Source organism: Neobacillus oceani, assembly GCF_046237595.1.
Classification (GTDB): domain Bacteria; phylum Bacillota; class Bacilli; order Bacillales; family Cytobacillaceae; genus Bacillus_D; species Bacillus_D oceani.
Window position 1 is genome coordinate 1,628,629 of the sequence record NZ_CP143543.1, and the last position, 21,876, is coordinate 1,650,504.

The 21,876-nt window shown below is 45.1% G+C and carries 23 protein-coding genes; 17 read left to right on the forward strand and 6 right to left on the reverse strand.

The genetic code is table 11. The annotated features are described in order from the left end of the window. Positions 1–48 precede the first annotated feature (48 nt). The 4 genes from V1499_RS08115 (at position 49) to V1499_RS08130 (ending at position 3,024) form a co-directional block, all read left to right on the forward strand. Positions 49–777 (forward strand): amino acid ABC transporter ATP-binding protein, encoded by a 729-nt coding sequence (locus V1499_RS08115; protein WP_409275293.1) that lies wholly within the window; start codon positions 49–51, stop codon positions 775–777. A 21-nt stretch (positions 778–798) separates the two neighbouring features. After that, a complete protein-coding gene (locus V1499_RS08120; protein WP_409275295.1) occupies positions 799–1,608 on the forward strand; it encodes a transporter substrate-binding domain-containing protein in 810 nt (269 codons plus the stop codon). Between the two features lie 102 nt (positions 1,609–1,710). Beyond that, positions 1,711–2,361 carry an amino acid ABC transporter permease gene (locus V1499_RS08125; RefSeq protein ID WP_409275297.1) on the forward strand — a complete coding sequence of 217 codons (651 nt, stop codon included), beginning with the start codon at positions 1,711–1,713 and terminating at the stop codon, positions 2,359–2,361. 12 nt (positions 2,362–2,373) lie between these two features. Continuing rightward, on the forward strand, positions 2,374–3,024 hold the full coding sequence (locus V1499_RS08130; protein WP_409275299.1) for an amino acid ABC transporter permease: 651 nt from the start codon (positions 2,374–2,376) through the stop codon (positions 3,022–3,024). Between the two features lie 83 nt (positions 3,025–3,107). Here V1499_RS08130 and V1499_RS08135 read toward each other — a convergent pair whose 3' ends face one another. The 3 genes from V1499_RS08135 to V1499_RS08145 form a co-directional block, all read right to left on the reverse strand. Then, positions 3,108–3,503 carry a hypothetical protein gene (locus V1499_RS08135; RefSeq protein WP_409275301.1) on the reverse strand — a complete coding sequence of 132 codons (396 nt, stop codon included), beginning with the start codon at positions 3,501–3,503 and terminating at the stop codon, positions 3,108–3,110. 188 nt (positions 3,504–3,691) lie between these two features. Continuing rightward, positions 3,692–3,820, reverse strand: coding sequence for a 3-methyladenine DNA glycosylase (locus V1499_RS08140; protein ID WP_409275303.1), 129 nt, complete (start codon positions 3,818–3,820; stop codon positions 3,692–3,694). Positions 3,821–3,832: 12 nt separating this feature from the next. Beyond that, positions 3,833–4,063 carry a hypothetical protein gene (locus V1499_RS08145; RefSeq protein ID WP_409275305.1) on the reverse strand — a complete coding sequence of 77 codons (231 nt, stop codon included), beginning with the start codon at positions 4,061–4,063 and terminating at the stop codon, positions 3,833–3,835. 210 nt (positions 4,064–4,273) lie between these two features. Between V1499_RS08145 and V1499_RS08150 the strand changes: the two genes are divergently transcribed. The 9 genes from V1499_RS08150 to V1499_RS08190 all read left to right on the forward strand — a co-directional run bounded on the left by V1499_RS08150 (position 4,274) and on the right by V1499_RS08190 (position 13,651). Beyond that, positions 4,274–5,077: a cyanophycinase gene (locus V1499_RS08150; RefSeq protein WP_409275306.1), complete on the forward strand. Its 804-nt coding sequence runs from the start codon at positions 4,274–4,276 to the stop codon at positions 5,075–5,077. Positions 5,078–5,080: 3 nt separating this feature from the next. Next, positions 5,081–7,717, forward strand: coding sequence for a cyanophycin synthetase (gene cphA / locus V1499_RS08155; protein WP_409275308.1), 2,637 nt, complete (start codon positions 5,081–5,083; stop codon positions 7,715–7,717). Between the two features lie 125 nt (positions 7,718–7,842). Further along, complete coding sequence (gene ytvI, locus V1499_RS08160; protein WP_409275310.1) at positions 7,843–8,874, forward strand: sporulation integral membrane protein YtvI; 1,032 nt, start codon at positions 7,843–7,845, stop codon at positions 8,872–8,874. 161 nt (positions 8,875–9,035) lie between these two features. Then, positions 9,036–9,143 (forward strand): YjcZ family sporulation protein, encoded by a 108-nt coding sequence (locus V1499_RS08165; protein WP_409275312.1) that lies wholly within the window; start codon positions 9,036–9,038, stop codon positions 9,141–9,143. 18 nt (positions 9,144–9,161) lie between these two features. Further along, a complete protein-coding gene (locus V1499_RS08170; protein WP_409275314.1) occupies positions 9,162–9,287 on the forward strand; it encodes a YjcZ family sporulation protein in 126 nt (41 codons plus the stop codon). Between the two features lie 303 nt (positions 9,288–9,590). Further along, the gene (locus V1499_RS08175) at positions 9,591–10,883 is read left to right on the forward strand and encodes an ABC transporter substrate-binding protein (RefSeq protein ID WP_409275315.1); all 1,293 of its coding nucleotides are present in this window, start codon (positions 9,591–9,593) and stop codon (positions 10,881–10,883) included. Positions 10,884–11,028: 145 nt separating this feature from the next. Continuing rightward, positions 11,029–11,982: a carbohydrate ABC transporter permease gene (locus V1499_RS08180; protein ID WP_409276258.1), complete on the forward strand. Its 954-nt coding sequence runs from the start codon at positions 11,029–11,031 to the stop codon at positions 11,980–11,982. Beyond that, on the forward strand, positions 11,979–12,848 hold the full coding sequence (locus V1499_RS08185) for a carbohydrate ABC transporter permease (protein ID WP_409275316.1): 870 nt from the start codon (positions 11,979–11,981) through the stop codon (positions 12,846–12,848). The genes V1499_RS08180 and V1499_RS08185 overlap by 4 nt, the downstream gene beginning before the upstream one ends. Before the next feature lie 224 nt (positions 12,849–13,072). After that, the gene (locus tag V1499_RS08190; RefSeq protein WP_409275318.1) at positions 13,073–13,651 is read left to right on the forward strand and encodes a cell wall hydrolase; all 579 of its coding nucleotides are present in this window, start codon (positions 13,073–13,075) and stop codon (positions 13,649–13,651) included. A 30-nt stretch (positions 13,652–13,681) separates the two neighbouring features. Here the strand turns inward: V1499_RS08190 and V1499_RS08195 are convergent, their stop codons facing one another. Next, positions 13,682–14,098 carry a YkvA family protein gene (locus V1499_RS08195; protein WP_409275319.1) on the reverse strand — a complete coding sequence of 139 codons (417 nt, stop codon included), beginning with the start codon at positions 14,096–14,098 and terminating at the stop codon, positions 13,682–13,684. Between the two features lie 143 nt (positions 14,099–14,241). Then, positions 14,242–15,978 carry an AAA family ATPase gene (locus V1499_RS08200; RefSeq protein WP_409276259.1) on the reverse strand — a complete coding sequence of 579 codons (1,737 nt, stop codon included), beginning with the start codon at positions 15,976–15,978 and terminating at the stop codon, positions 14,242–14,244. 398 nt (positions 15,979–16,376) lie between these two features. On the opposite strand from V1499_RS08200, the gene V1499_RS08205 reads away from it, so the two are divergent. The 4 genes from V1499_RS08205 (at position 16,377) to V1499_RS08220 (ending at position 21,552) form a co-directional block, all read left to right on the forward strand. Continuing rightward, the gene (locus tag V1499_RS08205) at positions 16,377–17,957 is read left to right on the forward strand and encodes a peptide chain release factor 3 (RefSeq protein ID WP_409275321.1); all 1,581 of its coding nucleotides are present in this window, start codon (positions 16,377–16,379) and stop codon (positions 17,955–17,957) included. Between the two features lie 195 nt (positions 17,958–18,152). Next, positions 18,153–19,310, forward strand: a complete 1,158-nt coding sequence (locus tag V1499_RS08210) for a DUF5667 domain-containing protein (protein WP_409275322.1) — start codon at positions 18,153–18,155, stop codon at positions 19,308–19,310. Between the two features lie 119 nt (positions 19,311–19,429). Continuing rightward, the gene (gene sigI, locus V1499_RS08215) at positions 19,430–20,185 is read left to right on the forward strand and encodes an RNA polymerase sigma factor SigI (protein ID WP_409275324.1); all 756 of its coding nucleotides are present in this window, start codon (positions 19,430–19,432) and stop codon (positions 20,183–20,185) included. Continuing rightward, complete coding sequence (locus tag V1499_RS08220) at positions 20,182–21,552, forward strand: anti-sigma factor domain-containing protein (RefSeq protein WP_409275326.1); 1,371 nt, start codon at positions 20,182–20,184, stop codon at positions 21,550–21,552. Before sigI ends, V1499_RS08220 begins: the two co-directional genes overlap by 4 nt. Before the next feature lie 28 nt (positions 21,553–21,580). On the opposite strand, the gene V1499_RS08225 is transcribed toward V1499_RS08220, so the two are convergent. Beyond that, positions 21,581–21,781 (reverse strand): alpha/beta-type small acid-soluble spore protein, encoded by a 201-nt coding sequence (locus V1499_RS08225; protein ID WP_059173753.1) that lies wholly within the window; start codon positions 21,779–21,781, stop codon positions 21,581–21,583. Positions 21,782–21,876 lie beyond the last annotated feature (95 nt).

Here is a 21,876-nt window from a genome sequence, read left to right on the forward strand (position 1 = left end):
ATCCACTTGTATGCGAATGAATTGATGTTTGATGAGAGGGGAAATGGCATGATTGTTTTCGACAAGGTCAACAAGTATTTTGGGGACTTCCACGTCCTAAAGGACATTAATCTCACAATCAACAAGGGGGAGGTGGTAGTTGTCATCGGGCCATCCGGATCAGGGAAAAGCACGATGCTCCGTTGCATCAATCGGCTTGAGGAAATTACATCCGGAAATTTGACTGTCAACAATGTAAGCGTTCACGATAAAAAAACCGACATTAATAAACTGCGCAGGGAAATCGGGATGGTATTTCAGCATTTCCATTTGTATCCTCATAAAACCGTCCTTGAAAATATTACTTTGGCACCTATGAAAGTACTTGGAAAATCTGAAAAGGAGGCTAAAGAAACAGCAGTCAAATACTTGGAAAAGGTAGGCATTCCTGAAAAGGCCAATTCCTATCCTTCCCAGCTTTCGGGTGGCCAACAGCAGCGTGTGGCCATAGCGCGCGGCCTTGCGATGAGTCCGGAGATCATGCTTTTCGACGAACCGACTTCCGCTCTTGATCCGGAAATGATCGGGGAAGTGCTGGATGTTATGAAAGCGTTAGCAAAGGAAGGCATGACGATGGTGGTCGTCACGCACGAAATGGGATTTGCGAGGGAAGTAGCTGACAGGATTGTGTTTATGGATGAAGGCAGAATCCTTGAAGAAGCAACACCGGCTGAGTTTTATGAGAACCCGCGTGAAGAGCGGGCCAAGTCATTCCTCAGCCGTATATTAAACCATTAAAATAGTTGGAGGGAAATGAAAATGAAAAGGATTTTTAAATTAACGATTATTTCGATTATCGCGGTATTGCTTCTTGCTGCATGTGGAGGCAATGACAAAAAGTCGAGCGGCGAGGGTGGCAAAGACAAAAGCGTTATGGGCCAGATTGAAAAACGAGATAAAATTATCTTTGGGGTTAAACATGATACAAGGCTCTTTGGTTTGAAGAACCCAAGTACCGGGGAAGTAGAAGGGTTCGATATCGATTTGGCAAGGGCGTTGGCAAAGGAAATCCTCGGAGATGAAAATAAGGTTCAGTTCAAGGAAGTTACCTCCAAGACAAGGATTCCGATGCTTAACAATGGCGATATCGATGCTGTTATCGCAACAATGACCATATCTGAAGAGCGTAAGAAAGAAGTCGATTTCACCGATGTGTACTTTCTCGCAGGCCAGTCCTTGCTTGTAAAAAAAGGAAGCAAAGTCAAGGGACTTGAAGATTTGAAAAAAGGCACAAAGGTGTTGGCGGTAAAAGGCTCCACCTCTGCGGTCAATATCCGCGAAAAAGCACCTGAGACCCAGGTGCTGGAGTTTGAAAACTATGCCGAAGCGTTTACTGCCTTAAAATCTGGAAAAGGGGATGCCCTGACTACTGATGACTCCATCCTGTACGGAATGGCCGATGAAGATCCGTCCTTCGAGTTAGTAGGCGGCACATTTACTGAAGAGCCTTACGGGATTGCCGTGAAAAAAGGCAACGAGGAGCTTGTCGAAAAGCTGAACGAAGCTCTTAAGGCAGTTAAAGATTCAGGTAAATATGATGAGATCAAGGATAAATGGATTAAACAGTAATAATCGGCAAACAAAATCGGGATGGGCCTTCCTGGCTCATCCTGATTGTATAAAGAGGATATATGTTTGCCAGATTGGCAAAATGCAAGAGAGGTGACGCGAGTGGATTTTTCAATTTTAACGAACAACCTTGATCTCTATCTCGAGGGTTTTAAAGTAACAATCATTGCAAGCTTAATCGCGCTTATTTCCAGCTTTTTGCTCGGGACCATTATCGCTGTCTTCAGGATTGCTCCCATAAAGCCATTAAACTGGTTTGGAACGGCGTATGTTGAATTTATTAGGAATATTCCAGTCCTGGTCATCGCTTTCTTTTTCTTTTTTGGAATGTCTTCCGTTGGGGTGGATTTTGACGGATTAACGGCGGGAACAATCGCATTGGCCGTCTACACGGCTGCTTTTATTGCCGAGGCCATAAGAGCTGGAATCCTTGCTGTTCCAAAGGGACAAATGGAAGCGGCCCGGTCGTCGGGCCTGACATACAACCAGGCGATGCTTTCGATTATTTTGCCCCAGGCGATCAAAATCGTCATTCCCCCGCTTGGGAACCAATTTATCAATCTCGTAAAAAACTCCTCAATTCTTGGGGTCATCGCTGGAATGGATTTAATGTATCAGGGTGATATTATATCCTCAAGGACTTTTGTAATCTTTGACACGTATATCATCGTCGCGCTGTTTTACCTAGTGTTGACAATACCACTCAGCCTTGGCGTCGGTTATTTGGAACGCCTGCTGGCGCGGAGCAATTAAGGGGGTGCCCGGATGGATTTTATAGGCGCTTATTCGTTCGACCATTTGAAATTTCTTCTGCAAGGATTCGGGATTACACTTCTGGTCGCATCAATTGCCATCGTTCTAAGTTTTATTATTGGAGGGGCAATTGGAACCGCCAGGTATGCCAGAATTCCCGTTTTATCACAAGTATTGGCAGTTGGGGTTGAAACAATTCGAAATCTTCCTTTGCTGCTAATCATTTTCTTTACGTATTTCGCGCTTCCGGAAGTGGGGCTCAAGCTTCCGGTGACAACCGCTGCGATTGTAGCGCTAACGATATTCGAATCGGCGATGCTATCGGAAATCATCCGGAGCGGCCTGAATTCGATTGAAAAGGGGCAAATTGAGGCCGCGCGTTCTTCAGGACTGGGCTACGTCCAGACAATCCGGTATATTGTTATGCCACAGGCACTACGAAGAATGGTCCCTCCGATTGTCAGCCAATTTATTTCCCTATTAAAAGATACTTCCCTGGCAGTCGTAATTTCATTGCCGGAATTAACGCATAATGCCCAGATTATTTATGGGCAGAAGGATGGATACGTCATTCCAATGCTCGTTTTCCTTGCATTTATGTATTTTGCAGTCAACTACCTGCTGTCGATTTTGGCAGGAAAACTCGAACTCAAAAAAGCCTGATTCCTTTCGAAGGAGCCAGGCTTTTTCCTTTTAAGGCCATTGACTATCTATTCTCGCTTAATAAAAGATTCCTGGAAAAGTTATCACGGAGACTGCCGGTCCTTGCCAGCCACAACAAACGCTATCCGTTGCGGAAGTAGCTGTAGTTGGTTATTCGTGCTGCATGTGGCCATAGCCTCCGGAATATTCTCCATGTCCATGGTGATGTCCGTGGTGATGCCCATGGTGATGTCCGTGGTGATGCCCATGGTGATGATGGTGGTGGCCATATCCATAATGGTGCCCGGGGTATCCGCCGAATCCCCCATAACCGCCATGCCCAGGAAATCCGCCATATCCTGGATGTCCTCCATAACCAGGATATCCACCATAACCTGGATATCCTCCATGACCAGGAACTCCGCCGTATCCCCCAAATCCGTGATAACCTCCATGGCCGGGATATCCGCCAAATCCACCATAGGCAGGATATCCGCCATAACCTCCCGCACCAGGGGAGAAGCCAAACATTTGTCTATTCTCCATTCGCCTACCTCCTTCAATGACTTCCAAGATAGTTTATGAATAGTCCGATTTTTTTGTGAAGATACAACCGTATGCCGTGTTGTTAAAAAAGGTACGATGAAATAGAAGAGCCTGGCTTTTACGCCAGGCTTCGCTTCTTCGATTATTTGGTTTTCTCATTTGGTTTTTCTTCCTGTGGCTTGGCGGGATCCCGCTGGGGCTCGATGTCTTCACCCAGCCGCCTTTTCTGTTCTTGTTCCAAAGAGTTGCTTTGATCTTTGTTTTTAACCAACCTTGCTCCCTCCTAATTAAAACCTGTATTGTATTTTCGCTCGCTCGAAGAATCCTTTTTTGTATGGTGTTCGGCCTTTTCCTCCCGCTGTTCCATCTTTAGGTCCTCCAAAGGAATCGGGTCGACGTTCCTCTCGCTCTCAAATTTGTCAAATAGACTCTCAGTATCTGTTGGAAATTGCTCGGGATTGTCGCGTTTTCCCTGCTGAAGTGATGCGTTCTGCTTCTTTCCCATTCTATCCATGATATCACCTCTTACAATTGTATACCCTTTTCCTGTTATGGCTAAAACAATTATGGTAAATGAAAATTCCTAAAGGATATTTGCAAAAATAAGCTATATTTTTTTCTTTTCACACATATACGTTGTTACGGATTGCGTTTTAAAAAAGCAGGAACGGGTAAATAAATGTTGTTGTAATTTTTAATAATTCTGACCAAACAGGTGATGAGTTTGAAAAATGGCCCTTTATTAATCATTGGCGGCGCTGAAGAAAAATACAGCGGTGTCACCATCCTGAAAAAATTTGTGGAGCTTTCCCAGAAACATGAAGGGAAAGTCGGAATTTTGACAACCGCCACGAAAATACCTATAGAAGTAGGCGGCGAGTATAAAACTGTGTTTGAAAACTTGGGGATAGAAAACCCAATCACCCTTGATGTCGATTCAAGGCAAAAGTCCGAAGACCCAAAAATACTTAAGGATGTGGAGGGCCTTTCCGCACTATTCATTACAGGCGGGGACCAAAGCAGGTTGACCCAAATGATAACTGGCACAAAATTGCACAAGCTATTTTTTGACAAATGGAAACAAGGAATGGTGCTTGGCGGTACTAGCGCGGGCGCGTCCATCATGGGAAAGCATATGATTGTAAACGCACTGACAAAAGATTCGGATGAAATCCTCCAGGTTGAAATGGATATAGGATTCGGGTTCATGGAAAATATGCTAATCGACCAGCATTTTTCACAGAGAGCCCGTTTTGACAGGCTGCTAGGGGCCATTGCGGGAAATCCGGATTTAATGGGAATTGGAATAGATGAGAACACAGCAATACTAGTAGAAGGCGACCAATTTGAAGTGATTGGCGAGCATCAGGTACTAATTCTTGACGGGAAGGAAAACAGTTTTGTCGAAGTAAATAAAACCGAGGAGGGGAGCGAGGAACTAACCCTCTCTAACTTCAAGCTTCATACCCTTACACATGGCTATAAATTCGATTTAAAAAACAGAAGACTATTGTTCAAAGGGGAGTAAACCATGAAGATAAACCGAGTACGGTACTTAAAGGGGCCAAACTACTTTAGCTACAAACCAACAATGTGGATTGAGCTGGATTTGAAGGAATTGGAATTCAGCCCTTCCAATGAGCTCCCGGGTTTTAATGAAGCTTTACTTAAGACAATTCCAACCCTGATGGAACACACTTGTTCCTACGGCTATCCTGGAGGATTTGTGGAAAGGTTACACGAAGGAACCTGGATGGGACACATCCTTGAACATATAGCTCTTGAATTGCAGCATTTGGCCGGAATAAAGGTCCGGAGAGGGAAAACCCTGACTAGCATCAAAAAGGGCATTTATTACGTTACGTACGATTACCGCGAACCAAAGTCGGGGCTTTATGCGTTCGAGGCGGCGAAAGAGATGGTTGAAAAAATACTTGAGAGCGGCCATTCCGTCGATGCGGTTCCATATATTGAAAAAATCGAAGACCTTTATTATACAAATAAGCTAGGACCAAGTACGGAGGCGATTTACAATGCCGCCTTTGCGAAACAAATCCCTGTTGAAAGAGTCGGGCAGGACAGTTTATTAAGGCTTGGCACCGGTTCGAAGCAAAAATACGTCCAGGCCACCATAACCAGCCAGACATCTTTCATGGCTGTTGAAAATTCCTGCGACAAACAAATAACCAAAACCATCCTCGCGGGAGCAGGCGTTCCTGTTCCTAAGGGCGAGATGGCATCAACCCCCGAGGAGGTTTTCGAAGCAGCTGACCGGGTTGGTTTTCCACTAGTGCTTAAACCGTTGAACGGGAATCAGGGGCGGGGGGTTTATACGAATATTAAAAGCAGGGAGGAGCTTTTTAACATCCTCCATTGCATGGAATCACCGGACACCAACTTTATCGTGGAGAGATTTTATGAGGGCCATGATTACCGGCTCCTGATTGTGAATGGGAAGCTTATTGCCGCAAGTATGAGAATGGCCCCATTTGTCATAGGGAACGGCCGCGATTCCATCCGGGCCTTGATCGAGGAGGAAAACAACAATCCGCTAAGGGGAGACGGCCATGAAAAGCCGATGTCCAAAATCCCCCTTAATCCAACTATCTCCTGCTTCCTTGAAAAATCAGGCCTGACATTTGACGCCATTCCGGAGCCGGGGAGTATCGTCCAAGTTGCGGGAAATGCAAATCTTTCAACCGGTGGGCAAGCCATCGATGTGACGGATGAAGTTCACCCGACCATCCGTGAAATGGCCGTCACCGCAGCAAAGGCAATCGGGCTGGATGTAGCAGGGGTAGACTTTATTAGCCCAGATATTTCCACTCCGCTTGACAGGAAAAAAGCCGCAATCATTGAAGTGAATGCAGCTCCTGGAATCAGGATGCACCATTATCCGGCGAAAGGGAAACCGCGTGATGTTGGCAAGGCAATCGTCGACTATCTCTTCAAGTCAAGGGAAGACGCGTCGATTCCTATTATTTCGGTTACGGGAACGAACGGAAAAACAACAACGACGAGGATGATTAAGCATTTCCTTGAACGGGAAGGCTATACAGTCGGTATGACGAATTCAGATGGCGTTTATATCGGGAACAAAACCATTGACGAAGGGGATTGCAGCGGACCGATCAGCGCACGCAAAATCCTATCAAACCCTAACGTCGATGCTGCGGTCCTTGAAACGGCAAGGGGTGGAATTCTACGTGAGGGGCTTGCTTTCAGGCAATGCGACGTTGGGATTGTTACAAATGTATCCGAAGACCATCTCGGCCTTGACGGGATTGAGGAATTCAGCCAGCTAGTCAAACTGAAACGGCTTATTCCGGAGGTGGTCATGGAAGGCGGCCATTGCATCCTGAATGCCGATGATCCCGAAGTTGTTCAAATGGCGGAATATACAAGAGGAAAGATTGTCTATACAAGCCTGTTTTATACAAACCACCATATTAGGGAAGCCGCCGAGAAAGGTTGGACAGTTTGGATTCTCGATGAAGATAATTGGATTTGCTGCATTGAAAATGGTAACCGGAAAAGGCTCCTTCCTGCCAAGGACATTCCGGTTACAATTGAAGGAAAGGCCCGGCACAATATTTCCAACCTCCTCCAGGCACTGGCAGCGGCATACGCGCAAGGTGTCCCTTTTGAAGTGTTGAAGGAGAAGGCGTTGACTTTCAAGCCTGACAGTGAACAATCGAAGGGACGGTTCAATACGTACGAGATGGCTGGGCGGAAGATAATCGTCGATTATGCGCATAACATTGCCGGGGTCAACGCGTTTTTCGATACCGTCCGCCACTTTAAAGCAGGATCCGCGATAGCTGTCATATCCGCCCCGGGAGACAGGCTGAATCATGAAATCCGCGAAATGGCCAAAATCGCCATGCGACATTCCGACCGAATAATCATCCGTGAAGACGAAGACCTAAGGGGAAGGGCGCCTTATGAAATAGCGAATATTATGCAAGCCGCGGCGCTAAAGGAAAAAGGAAATAGCGGAAAACAGATTTCCATCATCCCTGAGGAACTCAAAGCTTATGAGGAGGCCTGGAATCTGTCGGATGAAGGGGACACGCTTATTTTCCTATATGAAAAATACTCTGTCGTAAAAGAGTTTTTCTCTTTGGTGAGTGGGCGGAAAAATGTCCTGGCACGGAAAATAATTTGATAAGGAAGGGGGGCCTACGAATGGTCCCCATTTTTTTTCGACAAATGTTTCGCTTTGGCCGGATATACAAGATATAATTGAATAATAATGCTTAAATGCCTAATAGTTCCCGGGAGAGAAGTAGAATGTGGAAAAAGTGGATCACAATTACAGCGCTAATCCTGCTGTTCATCTTTTTTATACCATATAGCCTGCCGCTAATTTTTGCGTTGGTAACCGCGATATTCCTGGAAGGGCTGGTGGGTTATTTTCAAAGGAAGCTGAAACTGACCAGGGCCAAATCCGTTATCGCGGCTTTTGTAACCTTCCTGACTGGCCTACTCGTTATCGGCTACAACCTGTTCCTTATTCTCTTTCAACAGGTCATTAACCTATCCGAAAAAACGCCTACATTTGTCAGGGATTTGTATTCAACAGGAATCAAACCGCTTATAAAAAAGTGGAAAGCCTATTCAAAAACACTTCCGCCGGATGTTATTATTTCCGTGGAGAAAACGATTGACAATTCCGTTAATGCGCTGGACCGGTTTGTTCATGAAATCATCCAGGCTTTAATCGGTGTACTTACTGCAATTCCCGGTTTCTTAATTGAATTCCTTATTTATCTTGTCGCGCTGTTTTTAATCAGCCTCGAACTTCCGGAGATTAAAGCATCCATTAAAGCGCATCTTACCGAAGGGACAAAGAGGAAAGTATCCATTGTCCTTAACCAGTTGACCAAAGCGGGGGTCGGGTTTATAAAAGCCCAGATAATCCTTAGCCTCATGACCTATATCCTTGCTTTTGTGGGTCTGCTTCTTTTAAAAGTGAAATATGCCGCTCTGCTTTCGCTTCTGATTGTGATTGTCGATATTCTTCCGATCCTCGGAACCGGCTCCTTCCTCGTTCCGTGGGCTGTCCTTTCCCTTATCCAGGATAAACAGTTCCTTGGGATTGGATTGATTGTGCTTTTTGTAGCCATTACTGTCATCCGGCGGACTGTGGAGCCGAAAGTTTATGCGACCAGCCTTGGGATATCACCATTAGCATCCCTTGCCAGTCTATATATCGGATTCAAGCTTATCGGCTTTATAGGCCTCTTCGCCGGGCCTGCCATCGTCATTATTATCGATGCGCTCGTAAAGGTGAATGTCATCAAAATGAACTTCAAAATCTAGGGGAAAAGGGACCTATCAAAAGGTTCCTTTTTTCTTTTGGTTTAGATAACCTTGGCTATGTTATTCTTTGCGCCCAATTATTAAAATTGTATCCTGAGTCTATTGCACATTTTCACGCCTTTGAATAGGATATATGGACTTAACTAAAGGAGGTAATGTGAATGTCTGGAGGAGCTTACGGATACGGCGGAGGTTTCGCCTTGCTGGTAGTATTGTTCATCCTGTTGATTATCATCGGGGCTTCCTGGGGGTACGGAGGTTTCTATTAATTTAAAGGAGGTTCTATTATGTTTGGATACGGATATGGCGGCTGCGGTTACGGGTATGGCGGCTACGGACACGGCGGTTTCGCCCTGATCGTCGTTCTGTTCATCCTGTTGATTATAGTTGGCGCAGCTTGTTTTAAATATTAGTTGGAAATAAAGGCTGGACCTCCGTGGTTCAGTCTTTTTTAGTTACAATCGCGCTCCTTATCCCTTCATCCGTTTTGTAATAACTACTGCGGTTTCAAAAGTACTTAAGAATAATGCGCTGTATGCCGAAAGAAGGTAACCCAATTTCTCTTTCCTTATTGAAAGAGGCTGAACCTTTTTCATCCTCTTGATTTGAAAAAATGTCGAAATTACAATGAATTTCGCAAAAAAAGGTTTGAAATGTGAGACCGTGGGTAAACAGGTGTAGTGCTAAAAAATATATAAAAATTGTAGGAGGAGAAAATGAAAAAGGGGTTAATTGGGTTTTTGAGTATTCTTTTGGTAATAGGAATCCTAGCTGGATGCAGTGGGGAAAAGAGCTCGGCTGACACGAAGGAAAAAGAGGGCAAAGTCGTCCTCAATTTCTGGACGTTCTGGGGTTCGGAAACACGGAGGCCGATTATCGAAAAGATTGTTAAAGATTTCAATGACTCTCAGGACAAAATTGAAGTTAAACATACGTTTTTGCCATGGGGAGACATTTGGACGAAAAACCTTGCCGCGGTTGCCGCGGGGAATCCCGCTGATGTCATTGTGAATGACATCAACTCAGTTGGACAGCGGGCGGAGAATAACCAGGCTGAAGATTTAAGCAAATATCTGGATGATTCTTTCAAGGACAATTTCTATCCACACCTTTGGAATATGGTTGAATATAAAGGAAAACCTTACGCGGTTCCTTTCAATACCGACACGAGGCTGCTATTTTACAATAAACAGGCATTCAAGGAAGCAGGACTGGATCCTAACAAACCTCCGCAGACTTGGGCGGAGCTGGAAGAATACGCAAAAAAGCTTGATATTAAAAACGGCAATAAATACGAGCGCTTCGGGTTTTATCCATTATGGGGAAGCATTGGCCCCTCTTCCTGGATGGCAAGCGCGGACGGAGGGAAAGGCTTCATCCATGACGGGAAGCTGGAAATTAATACTCCGCGGAAAGTAGAAGCGCTTGAATGGCTGCTGGGCTGGCAGGAACATTATGGCGAAAAGAATGTTCAAGCATTCAAGGCGGAATTTGGAAGCGAGCAGGCCAACCCATTCATCTCCGGCAAGGTAGCGATGATCATTGATGTTGGGACATTTTATACGCAAATTCGTGATTACGGGAACGGCATGGAATTCGGGGTCGCCAAAATTCCCGCATATGATGAAAACAGCGGACATTGGGCTGACGGAGGAGGCTTTGTTGTTGAAGTTCCAAAAGGTTCCAAGCATCCTAAAGAAGCTGTTGAATTCATTAAATACTTGACCGGCAAGGAAGCGCAGAAATATTGGGGAGAAAAGAACTACGACAACGTCGCCAACATTGATGGCGCTCAAGCTGTTTCGGAGTCGCTCGATGGACAAGCTAAGGAAGTATACGAGATGACTGTTGAAAACTTGAAGGAAACGAATCTTTACCCAGTCCCTGTCGAATATCCTGACTACCAGAACAGAATCAATCCGCATATCGACAAGGTCTTTACCGGAAAGCAAAACCCGGAAGAAGCATTAAAGAAAGCGGAAGCGGATGTGAAAAAAATAAAGAAATAATCCATAAAGCAATTCTTTTACAAAAGAGAAGGGATGGCCGCGCTGAGCTGTCCTTTCTCTTTTCAATCAAAAGAGAAAAGGGGGAAGAAAAATGAAGCCGCCTCAATCGGCAAACGTTGCACTGACTGAAGAAAACCGGCTTTCGATGAGAGATGATATTCAGATTGATGCTTCCCGTAATACGTCTCCGAAAAAAGGAATATCGAGGGCGGTGAAGGAAAATATTTGGGGATATTTGTTTATTAGCCCGTGGATTATTGGGTTTCTCGGCTTGACTCTTGGCCCGCTGCTATTTTCCCTTGCAGCGAGTTTTACGGATTATAACATTACATCAAAAATGAACTTCATTGGCTTCGACAACTTTGCCAGGATGTTCACGATTGATGACCTTTTCTGGACGTCTTTATGGAATACGTTTTATTATGTCATTTTCTCGGTCCCTTTGACGACTGCAGGCGCAATCCTAATCGCGGTCCTATTAAACCAGAAAATTTTCGGGATGAAGGTTTTCCGGACAATTTATTATTTGCCCGCAATTTTATCCGGAGTCGCGGTATATTTCTTATGGATGCAGTTGTTAAGTCCGTCAACAGGGCTCGTGAACACTTTCCTCGGATGGTTCGGAATCGATGGACCCGCCTGGCTTTTTGATCCCGAGTGGACCAAGCCGGCATTGATCCTGATGAAAATGTGGGGTGTCGGTGGCGGGATGCTTCTTTATCTGGCGAGCCTCCAGGGGGTTTCTCGGGAAATGTATGAAGCTGCGGACATTGAAGGGGCGACCGGCCTGCAGAAGTTCTTCTACATCACACTGCCAATGATTTCCCCGATTATCTTTTTTGATATCATCACAAGCACTATAGGAGGTTTCCAGATCTTTCAGGAAGCTTATGTCATGACGGAAAACGGAAGTGGGGCGCCGGCTAACTCACTGCTATTCTACAACCTGCATATGTGGAACAACGCCTTCAAGTTTTTTGATATGGGTTACGCCTCCGCGATGGCATGGATTCTCTTCATCATTGTCATGATTTTGACGGTGCTCAACCTAAAGCTTGGGAAACGCTGGGTCCATTATGAAGGGGGCGAGAATAAATGAGTGCCTACACTGCTCCAAAATTTTATGAGAAAAAGAAATTCAAGGAAAAGATTAAGGCGTGGATCATTACCATACTGCTTCTGGCGGGCAGTGTGATTATTCTATCGCCGCTTTGGTGGATGATTTCTACATCCTTAAAAACGCCGGCTGAAATCGCCCAATACCCGCCGACATTTTTTCCAAAGGAATTTAGGTTTGATAATTATATAAAAGCCTGGCAAACAGCGCCATTTACCCGCTGGGCAATGAATACCGCATTCATCGCCATTGTCGGGACAATCGGAAGTGTTCTCGTCAATTCGCTAGTTGCGTATTCATTCGCAAAAATCCGGTTCAAGGGGCGCAACGCTTTATTTGTCATCGTCCTATCAACGATGTTGATTCCGGGATTTGTAACGATGGTTCCCCAGTATATCCTTTTTTCCAAACTTGGCTGGGTAAATACGTATTTGCCATTGATCGTCCCGGCATTCCTCGGAAGCGCGTTTTTCATCTTTCTGCTCCGCCAGTTCATGATGACAATCCCAAATTCACTTGTCGAGGCTGCTGTGCTTGACGGGGCCAACCATCTACAGATTTGGTGGCATATCATGATTCCGCTCACAAAGCCGGCATTGATGGTTGTGGCCATATTCTCATTTAATGGCGCGTGGAACGACTTGCTCGGTCCGCTTCTTTATATTAATGATGAACGGATGTATACGTTGCAGATTGGCCTGCAAACCTTTAAGGGCACCGTCCAGACGCAATGGCATTATTTAATGTCGATGTCTGTAACGGTTCTGCTGCCTGTCGTTCTTTTGTTTTTCTTCTTCCAGCGATATTTCATTGAAGGGGCTAATATCTCTTCCGGAACGAAGGGGTAGAGGTATATACCCTCATAACAGAATAAAGCGTGAAAGCCCGGGTGCTCCGGGTTTCTTTCTTTCAATTTGGATTGGCTCTCCATGCCTCTTAGTTGACGGAAGAACCAACTTTCTTTCCGGTAAAAGTTGTCTGTCTTTCCATGGCAACATTTTGGGGTTGGTTTCGGGTATAGGCAATGTTAGCCTTATAGGGAGCTAAAAAGAAGGGAGTTGGAGGGATGAGAATGCAAAAACCTGCATTTATGCTTCTTATGCCGGCCATGTCGCTCATGCTTGCCATTCCTACTTTCCTCTCTGGCAGCCTGTCAGTTAAGAAACAAAATGATCCACAATGCATCCCGGCGGTTGAAAAATTATTCAAGCCCAAAAAAGGGGCCGCTTCGGCAAAACCTGGCTCGGAGCCTCAAAAGAAAAATCAGGTACCTCCCGCTAAACGTGTGCCTGTATTGTCCGAGGACGAGAAGGAGCTTCTTGCTCGGCTTGTCCATGCCGAAGCGAAGGGAGAACCTTTTAAAGGAAAAGTTGCCGTTGCGGAGGTAGTGCTGAACAGGGTTCAGAGCGGGAAATTTCCGGATACAGTTAAAGGCGTGATTTATCAAAAAAGGCAATTCCAGCCTGTCTCGAACGGGGAAATTAACAAGCCTGCTGGACCGGATGCGAAAAAGGCTGTCGAGGAAGCTATCCGAACAGATAAGAAAGTAACCGATGCATTGTTTTTCTATAATCCTGATATTGCTACAGATACATGGATTCGAAAAAGGTCAATCATTGGAAAAATAGGTAGGCATGTATTTACAAGCTAATCATGGCAATGATAAAAACCCCTTATCCAATTAGGAAAGGGGTTTTTCAGTTTGAGGTAAATCAATCGTATTTTTCCAGTCGCTGAATTTTTCAAGGTCTTTTGAAATCCTTTTCCAAGTAAATGCAAGGACTGCGGCATCATCAATAAGGCCAAACCCGAGAAAGAAATCGGGAATGATATCGACTGGGGAAACAAAATAAATGATTGCCCCGATGACAGCAAGGATTGTTCCTTTGGATACATTTTTGTAATCTCCTTTGGCCCGTGCCCTTACCAATTCAAATAAAAGCTGAAGTTTCTGCCAGGAGAAGCCAAGCGATTTCCTGTTTTTGTCCGCTTTTCCAAATGCCCGCTTGAGGAGCGAGTCGGTCTTGTGCGGATTATCATAATACGTTTCCGCTTCCTGTTTGTATTTTTTGCCGAAGCCTGCAAAGCCGTTTGCCATATAAAGCATCCTTTCGTTTATAGAATGGTATTTGCTTTTTGGTCATTTTCCACGGAATGGGACCGGCTAAACTTTATGCACTTTTCCCTGATATAGCACTGAAATGAAAAACCGGGTCCCACTGAGTAGGACCCGGTTTCTTGTTATGCGTAAATGAAATCTTCCTCTGCGGCTCTGCAGGAAGCGATAATTTCTTCGACTTCGGAGCCTTCGAGAGTTTCTTTTTTAAGAAGGGCTTCCACCAATTGTTCATAAGCCTGGCGGTTTGAACGGATAATCAGTTCGGACTTTTCAAGGCCGTTTTGGAACAGTTCCTGCATCTTCGCTTCCTTTTCGGTTTTTACGAAGGTGAGGGTGAACCCGTCTTGAAGCATGCCGGTGTCGACCATTTGTTCAATGATATGCTTTGCCTGCCGAACATCCCCGCTTACCCCGATACTATGCTCGCCAAGGAACATCCTCTCGGCGACGCCGCCTGCCAAAATCATTGCAATCCGGTCAAGGAGGTCGCTGGTAGTTGAAAGATGAAGTTCTTTTGGAATTGGCGCAACATAGCCGAGTGCTTCACCCCTTGGAATAATGGTCGCTTTCCGGACAGAGCCCGGCTTTGTGATCGCAGCGACAATGGCGTGGCCTGCTTCATGGATTGCCACCCTCCGTTTTGTATCGGAATCCTGAAGCTCGCGTGATGTACTGCCTAGGATGGTCCTGTCGAGCGCATAGTCAAGGTCTGCCTTTGTAATGAGATCCTGGCCGTTCCTGACTGCCCTGCGGCTGGCTGTTTCAAAAAGCATGCTTAAATCGGCACCGGAAAATCCAGATGTACTTTCCGCCAGGTCATCAAGTGATGCCATAACGTCGTCGGCAAGCATCTTGCCTTTCGTGTGGATATCAATGATTTCCCTGCGGCCCTTTGTGTCGGGCAACGGAACCTGGAACGAGAAGTCGATCCTTCCAGGACGGAGGAACGCATCGTCCAGCATGTCTTTACGGTTTGTTGCCGCCACAAATAAAATTCCGTCATTTGAAAGTCCGCCATCAAGCTGGACAAGCAGCTCCGTAAGCGTCTTTTCGGATTCCTCGCCGCCAAGCGCTTTTCGTTTCCCGGCAAGGGCATCTACTTCATCAATAAAGATGACTGCGGGTGTCTGCTTCCTGGCATTTTGGAAAAGGCTCCTAACCCTTGAAGCACCTACTCCGACAAACAGTTCGTTGAAGGCTGAGCCGCTTGTTGAAAAAAATGATGCGCCAAGTTCTTTTGCGATCGCCTGCGCCAATAGCGTTTTTCCTGTTCCCGGAGGCCCATATAGAAGGATACCTTTTGGTGGCTTGATTCCAAGCTTCGAGGAGCGTTCCGGTTCTTTTATAATGGAAAGCGTCTGGAGGATTTCTTCTTTCATTTCTTCACCCAGTCCGCCTACATCCTTAAGGGAGATTTCTGGCAGTGGACGGGCTTTGGAAAGGCTGTTTTTCATGGTGTTTGAAACGCCGATACCGCTGCCGCCTTTTGCTTTTTGAAGAGCAAACGCCGCGGCTGCCAATGAAACAATCACTCCACCCATAATCCACTTTCCGTACTTGCTGCTGTTCGTAAATGTATAATCAACCTTGTATTCGGAAACCAATTCATCTGCCATTTGGCTGTTTGGTGGCACTTTTGCCATGAATTTCCCCTCGCTTGTTGTTAATGTCAGGCTGCCATCGGACCGTTCTTCAAGAGAGACCATTTTACCGTTTTCCGCCTTGATTTTATTTTCCATCGAAGAAAACGGAATGATGGTTTCTTTCGCCGTAGACTGTATTGCCCAAGTAATTCCCGCGGCTGCTATTATCACTGCTACAATCAGCGGAATGAATTTATTTAAAGCTTTTTTACTCATATCCACTATGCTCAACTCCTTTATGTCTATCTCTATTATATGAAAATACCATTTGTAATAAATAGGGAAAGAGGATTATCCCCATTGGGAATTGCAGGAAATTAGCAGTATGGGATATGAACAACCTGTGAATTTATGAGTATTTTAGCCCTCCAAACACATCCGGGCCATTGTCGGGAAGGGACTTTCGGCGTATAAATCAAACTGAAAAAGTCAATAAAATACAATTTGGTTTTTTTGGCATCCCCCTGCAATATGGTCACATTTCCGCCATATTTGTTTTTTTCAAAAAGACCTCCCAGTTAAAAAGGAAAATATTCAGGATTGCAAACTTTATTGCTCAGGGATAATATAGAAATTATGGACAAAATCTAATTGTCAAAAGTGAGGATACAAAAATGGGTAAGAGTTTAAAAGAAGAAGTCCTCTCAAGAAGGACTTTTGCGATTATTTCCCACCCGGATGCCGGGAAGACGACAATGACGGAAAAATTGCTCCTGTTTGGCGGGGCCATCCGTGACGCGGGGACTGTTAAAGCTAAGAAAACCGGAAAATACGCGACAAGTGATTGGATGGAAATCGAAAAACAGCGCGGAATTTCCGTTACATCAAGTGTTATGCAATTCGATTACGACGGCTTTAGGGTCAATATCCTTGACACGCCGGGCCACCAGGATTTCAGTGAGGACACCTACAGGACGCTGATGGCTGTCGACAGCGCCGTCATGATCATTGATTCCGCGAAAGGAATTGAGGAACAAACCATGAAGCTGTTCAAGGTTTGCCGAATGCGCGGGATTCCGATTTTCACGTTCATGAACAAGCTTGACCGCCAAGGGAAACCGCCGCTAGAACTGCTTGCAGAGCTGGAGGAAGTCCTTGGAATCGAATCGTATCCAATGAATTGGCCGATTGGCATGGGCAAAGAGTTCCTTGGTATTTACGACAGATACCATAACCGGATCGAGCAGTTCCGGGTGGAGGATAAAGACCGTTTTATTCCATTAAATGATGATGGGGAAATTGATGGTGACCACCCGATTAAACAAACGGGATTATATGATCAGACACTAGAGGAAGTCTTGCTGCTGAATGAAGCGGGTAACGAATTTTCTCCTGAGCGTATTGCTGCCGGGAACCTGACGCCTGTCTTTTTTGGAAGCGCGCTAACTACTTTTGGCGTCCAGACATTCCTAGAATCTTACCTGGAATTCGCTCCACCGCCAAAGCCGCGTAATTCCTCGATAGGTGAAATCGATCCCCTTTCCGAGAACTTTTCAGGCTTTATTTTTAAAATCCAGGCGAACATGAATCCTGCCCACCGTGACAGGATTGCTTTCGTAAGGGTTTGCTCCGGAAAATTCGAGCGCGGGATGAGCGTAAATGTGCCAAGACTTGGAAAGCAAATTAAGCTTTCGCAATCTACCTCTTTTATGGCAGAAGAGCGGAATACCGTTGAAGAGGCGGTCAGCGGAGACATAATTGGCCTTTATGACACGGGGACATACCAGATTGGCGATACGATAACTGGTGGCAAGACCCAGTTCCAGTTTGAGCGTCTGCCGCAGTTTACCCCAGAACTTTTTGTAAAAGTGTCTGCGAAAAACGTGATGAAGCAGAAGTCTTTCTATAAAGGAATTGAACAGCTTGTACAGGAAGGAGCCATCCAGCTTTTCAAAACGGCCAGGATGGAAGAATATTTGCTCGGCGCCGTTGGGGTGCTTCAGTTCGAGGTTTTTGAACACAGGATGAAAAATGAATACAATTCGGATGTCATCATGGAACGCCTCGGCACAAAAGTAGCAAGATGGGTTGAAGGGGAAACAGTCAATGAAAACCTTTCTAATTCACGCAGCCTTCTCGTCAAGGATCGTTTCGGAAAGTATGTGTTCCTTTTTGAAAATGAATTTGCCTTAAGATGGTTCCAGGATAAAAATCCTGAAGTAAAGCTTTACAACCCAATGGATATGCATGAGTAACCGGGTCCACCGAGTTAAAAAGGCTGCAGCGCACCGTGCTGCGGCCTTTTGTTTTTTCGCTAATTATTCTACCGCATCAGCTGTTCGCCTTTTTTTGCTAAGGACATAATTTTTCTATTACCCACAGAAAAACACACACTGGCTGCGTAAGGTTTAATGAAAGCGGCCGCTACAATCTTTCACGAGGTGACAACAATGAAAAACGTAGAAATGAAAAAATTAAGCAAAGCCGCAATGTCGATGGCTCTTGCAGGAACAGTTGCATTCTCTCCAACATTCGCGTCCGCGGACACACTTAAGGAGGGACAGAAGGTTCAGTCTGAAACGTCAGTTACGACCGATGTCCAAGTAAAGAACGATGCTGAAAAGCCGTCTTTGGTTCCTGGCGATTTCTTCTACTTTGTAAAAATCGCCCTTGAAAAAATCAAGCTAGCCATTACATTCGATAAGGAAAAAGAAGCTGATTTATTGGCGGGATATGCCGCTGAAAGGCTTGCTGAGGCAGAAGAGCTTTTTAATGCCGGAAAAGAAGACTTGGCGGTTAAAACCCTTAAAGACGGTATTGCATATCTGAACGAATACGATGCAAAAGCGGAAGAAACAACCGATGAGCAAAAGTCCGAAGAACCTAAAGAAGAGGAGCAACAATCGGACGAGCAAAAAGCTGAAGACAAAACAGAAGGCACTGGACAACAGCCAGCGGAAGAAGACGCTGAACAAGATGAGGGCAAAACAGAATCAAGTGAAGAGCTGGTCCGCAATAACATTATTGCGCTGAAAGCCGCGCTTGAAAAAGTTAAAAACCCAACAGCCAGGGCTGCCCTACAGAAAAATATCGACAAAACGCTAGCTAAAATGGCTGAAAAGGCTGAAAAAGCTGTTCAATTGCAAGAAAAATCCGAAATTGGTAAAACAGACGAAACAACAGAAAATACAGAAGAAGTCGCCAAGACCATTGAAACTGAAAAAGCAACTAAAACCGAAAAGGCCGTATCCGCTGAGGCTGAGGTTACTGTAAAGGAAGAGCCTAAAGTTAAAAATGCTGCAATAAAAGCTATCCCTGCTGTACCAGCCACGCCTGCTGTACCAGCCACGCCTGCTGTACCAGCATCCACAGCTAAGCAGGAAGCAAAACAACAAGCAAAAGAAATCCGCCAACAAGCAAACAAAAAATCAAAGGAAGTAAGAAAGCAGGCGCACCAGGAAGCAAAGGAAATCCGCAGCCAGGCAAAACAGCAGGCAAAAGAAGTGAAGCAGGCTGAAAAATCCGTCAAGGTTGAGGCGAAAGCACAAGTAAATGTTGAAAAGAAAGCAAACGGCAATGGAGCCGGAAAAGGCAAGAACGGCAACTAAGGCTGACCAGGCGGAATCCATAAGCATGGAGCAATCGAAAAGATAGTCCTATTTGGGCTATCTTTTCTCCCAATTAAACCACAGGCATCTCTCATATGCTATAATTGGGGATTAGAGAGGTGAGGTTTATGCTAAGCTTATTGTTCTTAGCCAGAAAAAAGAAGCAAACGCTAGAAGAGTCTGTAAGACTAATACAGCAGGGCGACAAGAAGCTGAATAATGAACTGATTGAAGCCTATAAGCCGTTCATTGCCAAAACTGTTTCGGTTGTATGCAAAAGATATATCGTTCAATCAGACGATGAGTTTAGCATAGGCCTTATTGCATTTAATGAAGCGATTCAAAAATATTCGCCTGATAAAGGAAGCTCGCTGCTGAGCTTTGCCGAAGTGCTTATTAAGAGGCGTGTGATTGACCATATCCGGAAGGAAGCAAAGAATCAGACCGTAAGCTTTGAGCTTCAGACAGATGCGGGAGAACCTGATTCGAGGGGATCATTAATCGAAAATGAAATATCACTCGATGACTACCGGAAAAAGACCGATGAAGAATTGAGGAGAGAAGAAATTCTTCGTTTTCAGAAACATCTGCGTGATTATGACTTAAGCCTCCAAGATTTGGTTGACCAGGCGCCAAAACACGCGGATGCGCGCAAGAACGCGATAGAGGCGGCAAGGCTTCTTGCTGAAAATGAGGAATTACGGGAAAGCCTCCTCGTCAAAAAACGGCTTCCAATGAAGCAATTGGAAGATTTGGTTCATGTCAGCCGAAAAACACTTGAACGGAACAGGAAATATATTATCGCGATGGCTTTGATCATGTCCGGCGATTATGTATATATGAAGGATTATATAAAAGGGGTGCTTGATTCATGAGAACAGGTATCATTTTGGAAATGGATGAGTCGTTTCTAACCTTATTAACCCCTGAGGGAGAATTTTTAAGGGCGCGTAGGAAAGGAAAGGTGTACTCGATTGGCCAGGAGATTACGTTTGAACCTGCAACCGAATCGCATAGAGAAAAGAGAAACGCGATTGTAAAGCTGGCCGGTATGAAGAGGATTTGGATGTCCGCAGCCGCGGCATTGATTATTATGGCTTCTGCGATATTCCCGCTAAACAGCAGCAATCAGGTCTACGCATATATGTCCATTGATGTGAACGCTAGCATTGAGCTTGGGGTTAATGAGAAAATGCAGGTCCTGAAAATGGTTGGCTATAACCCGCAAGGGAAGGAAATAATCTCCCAGGTAAAAGATTGGAAAAAGGAAGATGTATCCGAAGTAGCGGAGAAAATCCTTTCCGAAATTGGCCGCCAGGGCTATTTTGCACAAACAAATAAAGTTATCATTTCGACTGTGAAAACTGGAGAAGAAGAAGAGAAGGCCGACCTAAGGCTAAGGGAGACAATCCAGGAAATCTCCGAGGCAGCTAAGAGGGATGAACACGAAGTAACGGTTGTGAGCGCTTCAGCGAAGGAATTGAAGGAAGCCCGTAAACAAGGAGTGACAACCGGCAATTACAAGGCCGGGGTTTCTGCCAAACAGCAGACTGATTTGAATCCGTCAATAAAGGACAATCCTGCGTCAAGTCAATCCGCCGTTAAAGCGAATGAAGGAAAATCAACCGCTCCAGGCCAGACGAAAAAAGCCGATCCTCTTAAGCCAGTCGTACCTTTGAATCCTGAAAACAAAGGCAACGAAAATAAAAACCCGAATGCCGAAAATGGAAAAGGAAAACAAGAGGATAAAGCTAAAGAAAACAAGAGCAGCCAAAATGGTAAAACACATGGCAATGGCAATAAGGAAAATGGAAAAGGCAAAGGAAAAGAAAAAGAAAAAGAAAAAGAAAAAGAAAGAGAAAGAGAAAAAGAAAAAGAAAAAGAAAAAGAAAAAGGCAACGAACAAAACAACGGGAATGGCAAGGGGAATAACCAGGGAAAAAAGGGCAGTGATGTAAAAGGTGGTGACCCGAATCGAAAGAAAGACAACATGAAGGATAAGGACAGCGGAAAAGGGAACGGCAGCCAAAAGTCAAGTTCTGAAAGCAAGCAGGGTAAAAACAATGGCAAGAGTAATAGCGAAGATTCTAAAAACAAGAACGGCGAAAAGAGCAATAAACAAGAAAACAATGGCCAGGAAAATAAAGGCAAGAACGGGGAAAAGGAAAATAATGGCTCCCAAAAAAATGGCGGGCACGATTCCAATAACGATAAGAAAGAAAAAGGGAAGTCCGGCAAATAGCCGGACTTTTTCCATGTGTATTCAGTTGTTATTGGTTGTTTTGCCCGGTCATTTGAGCCTGGGCCTGGCGAACGAGCCGTTTCGTAATTTCTCCGCCAACAGAACCATTCGCGCGGGAAACTGTGTCCGAACCCAACTGGACGCCAAACTCCTGGGCAATTTCATATTTGACCTGGTCAAGGAATTGTTCCACACCGGGAACAAGCAGCTTATTGCTGTTTCTTGCCATGGATCTCACTCCTTCACTAACATCAGAGAATGTATCTCTGTAGGTATAGTTTTTCGGGAAGAGACAGAAAATATAAGTGGTAATTCTTTTTCCGG

Bases quoted from the DNA above. Each gene is read 5' to 3' on its own strand.
- V1499_RS08115 (WP_409275293.1), top strand. From the start codon at position 49: ATGATTGTTTTCGACAAGGTCAACAAGTATTTTGGGGACTTCCACGTC.
- V1499_RS08120 (WP_409275295.1), top strand. From the start codon at position 799: ATGAAAAGGATTTTTAAATTAACGATTATTTCGATTATCGCGGTATTG.
- V1499_RS08130 (WP_409275299.1), top strand. From the start codon at position 2,374: ATGGATTTTATAGGCGCTTATTCGTTCGACCATTTGAAATTTCTTCTG.
- V1499_RS08135 (WP_409275301.1), bottom strand. From the start codon at position 3,503: ATGGCGGATATCCTGCCTATGGTGGATTTGGCGGATATCCCGGCCATG.
- V1499_RS08145 (WP_409275305.1), bottom strand. From the start codon at position 4,063: ATGGATAGAATGGGAAAGAAGCAGAACGCATCACTTCAGCAGGGAAAA.
- cphA (WP_409275308.1), top strand. From the start codon at position 5,081: ATGAAGATAAACCGAGTACGGTACTTAAAGGGGCCAAACTACTTTAGC.
- ytvI (WP_409275310.1), top strand. From the start codon at position 7,843: ATGTGGAAAAAGTGGATCACAATTACAGCGCTAATCCTGCTGTTCATC.
- V1499_RS08165 (WP_409275312.1), top strand. From the start codon at position 9,036: ATGTCTGGAGGAGCTTACGGATACGGCGGAGGTTTCGCCTTGCTGGTA.
- V1499_RS08170 (WP_409275314.1), top strand. From the start codon at position 9,162: ATGTTTGGATACGGATATGGCGGCTGCGGTTACGGGTATGGCGGCTAC.
- V1499_RS08175 (WP_409275315.1), top strand. From the start codon at position 9,591: ATGAAAAAGGGGTTAATTGGGTTTTTGAGTATTCTTTTGGTAATAGGA.
- V1499_RS08180 (WP_409276258.1), top strand. From the start codon at position 11,029: ATGAGAGATGATATTCAGATTGATGCTTCCCGTAATACGTCTCCGAAA.
- V1499_RS08185 (WP_409275316.1), top strand. From the start codon at position 11,979: ATGAGTGCCTACACTGCTCCAAAATTTTATGAGAAAAAGAAATTCAAG.
- V1499_RS08190 (WP_409275318.1), top strand. From the start codon at position 13,073: ATGCAAAAACCTGCATTTATGCTTCTTATGCCGGCCATGTCGCTCATG.
- V1499_RS08195 (WP_409275319.1), bottom strand. From the start codon at position 14,098: ATGGCAAACGGCTTTGCAGGCTTCGGCAAAAAATACAAACAGGAAGCG.
- V1499_RS08200 (WP_409276259.1), bottom strand. From the start codon at position 15,978: ATGAGTAAAAAAGCTTTAAATAAATTCATTCCGCTGATTGTAGCAGTG.
- V1499_RS08205 (WP_409275321.1), top strand. From the start codon at position 16,377: ATGGGTAAGAGTTTAAAAGAAGAAGTCCTCTCAAGAAGGACTTTTGCG.
- V1499_RS08210 (WP_409275322.1), top strand. From the start codon at position 18,153: ATGAAAAACGTAGAAATGAAAAAATTAAGCAAAGCCGCAATGTCGATG.
- V1499_RS08220 (WP_409275326.1), top strand. From the start codon at position 20,182: ATGAGAACAGGTATCATTTTGGAAATGGATGAGTCGTTTCTAACCTTA.
- V1499_RS08225 (WP_059173753.1), bottom strand. From the start codon at position 21,781: ATGGCAAGAAACAGCAATAAGCTGCTTGTTCCCGGTGTGGAACAATTC.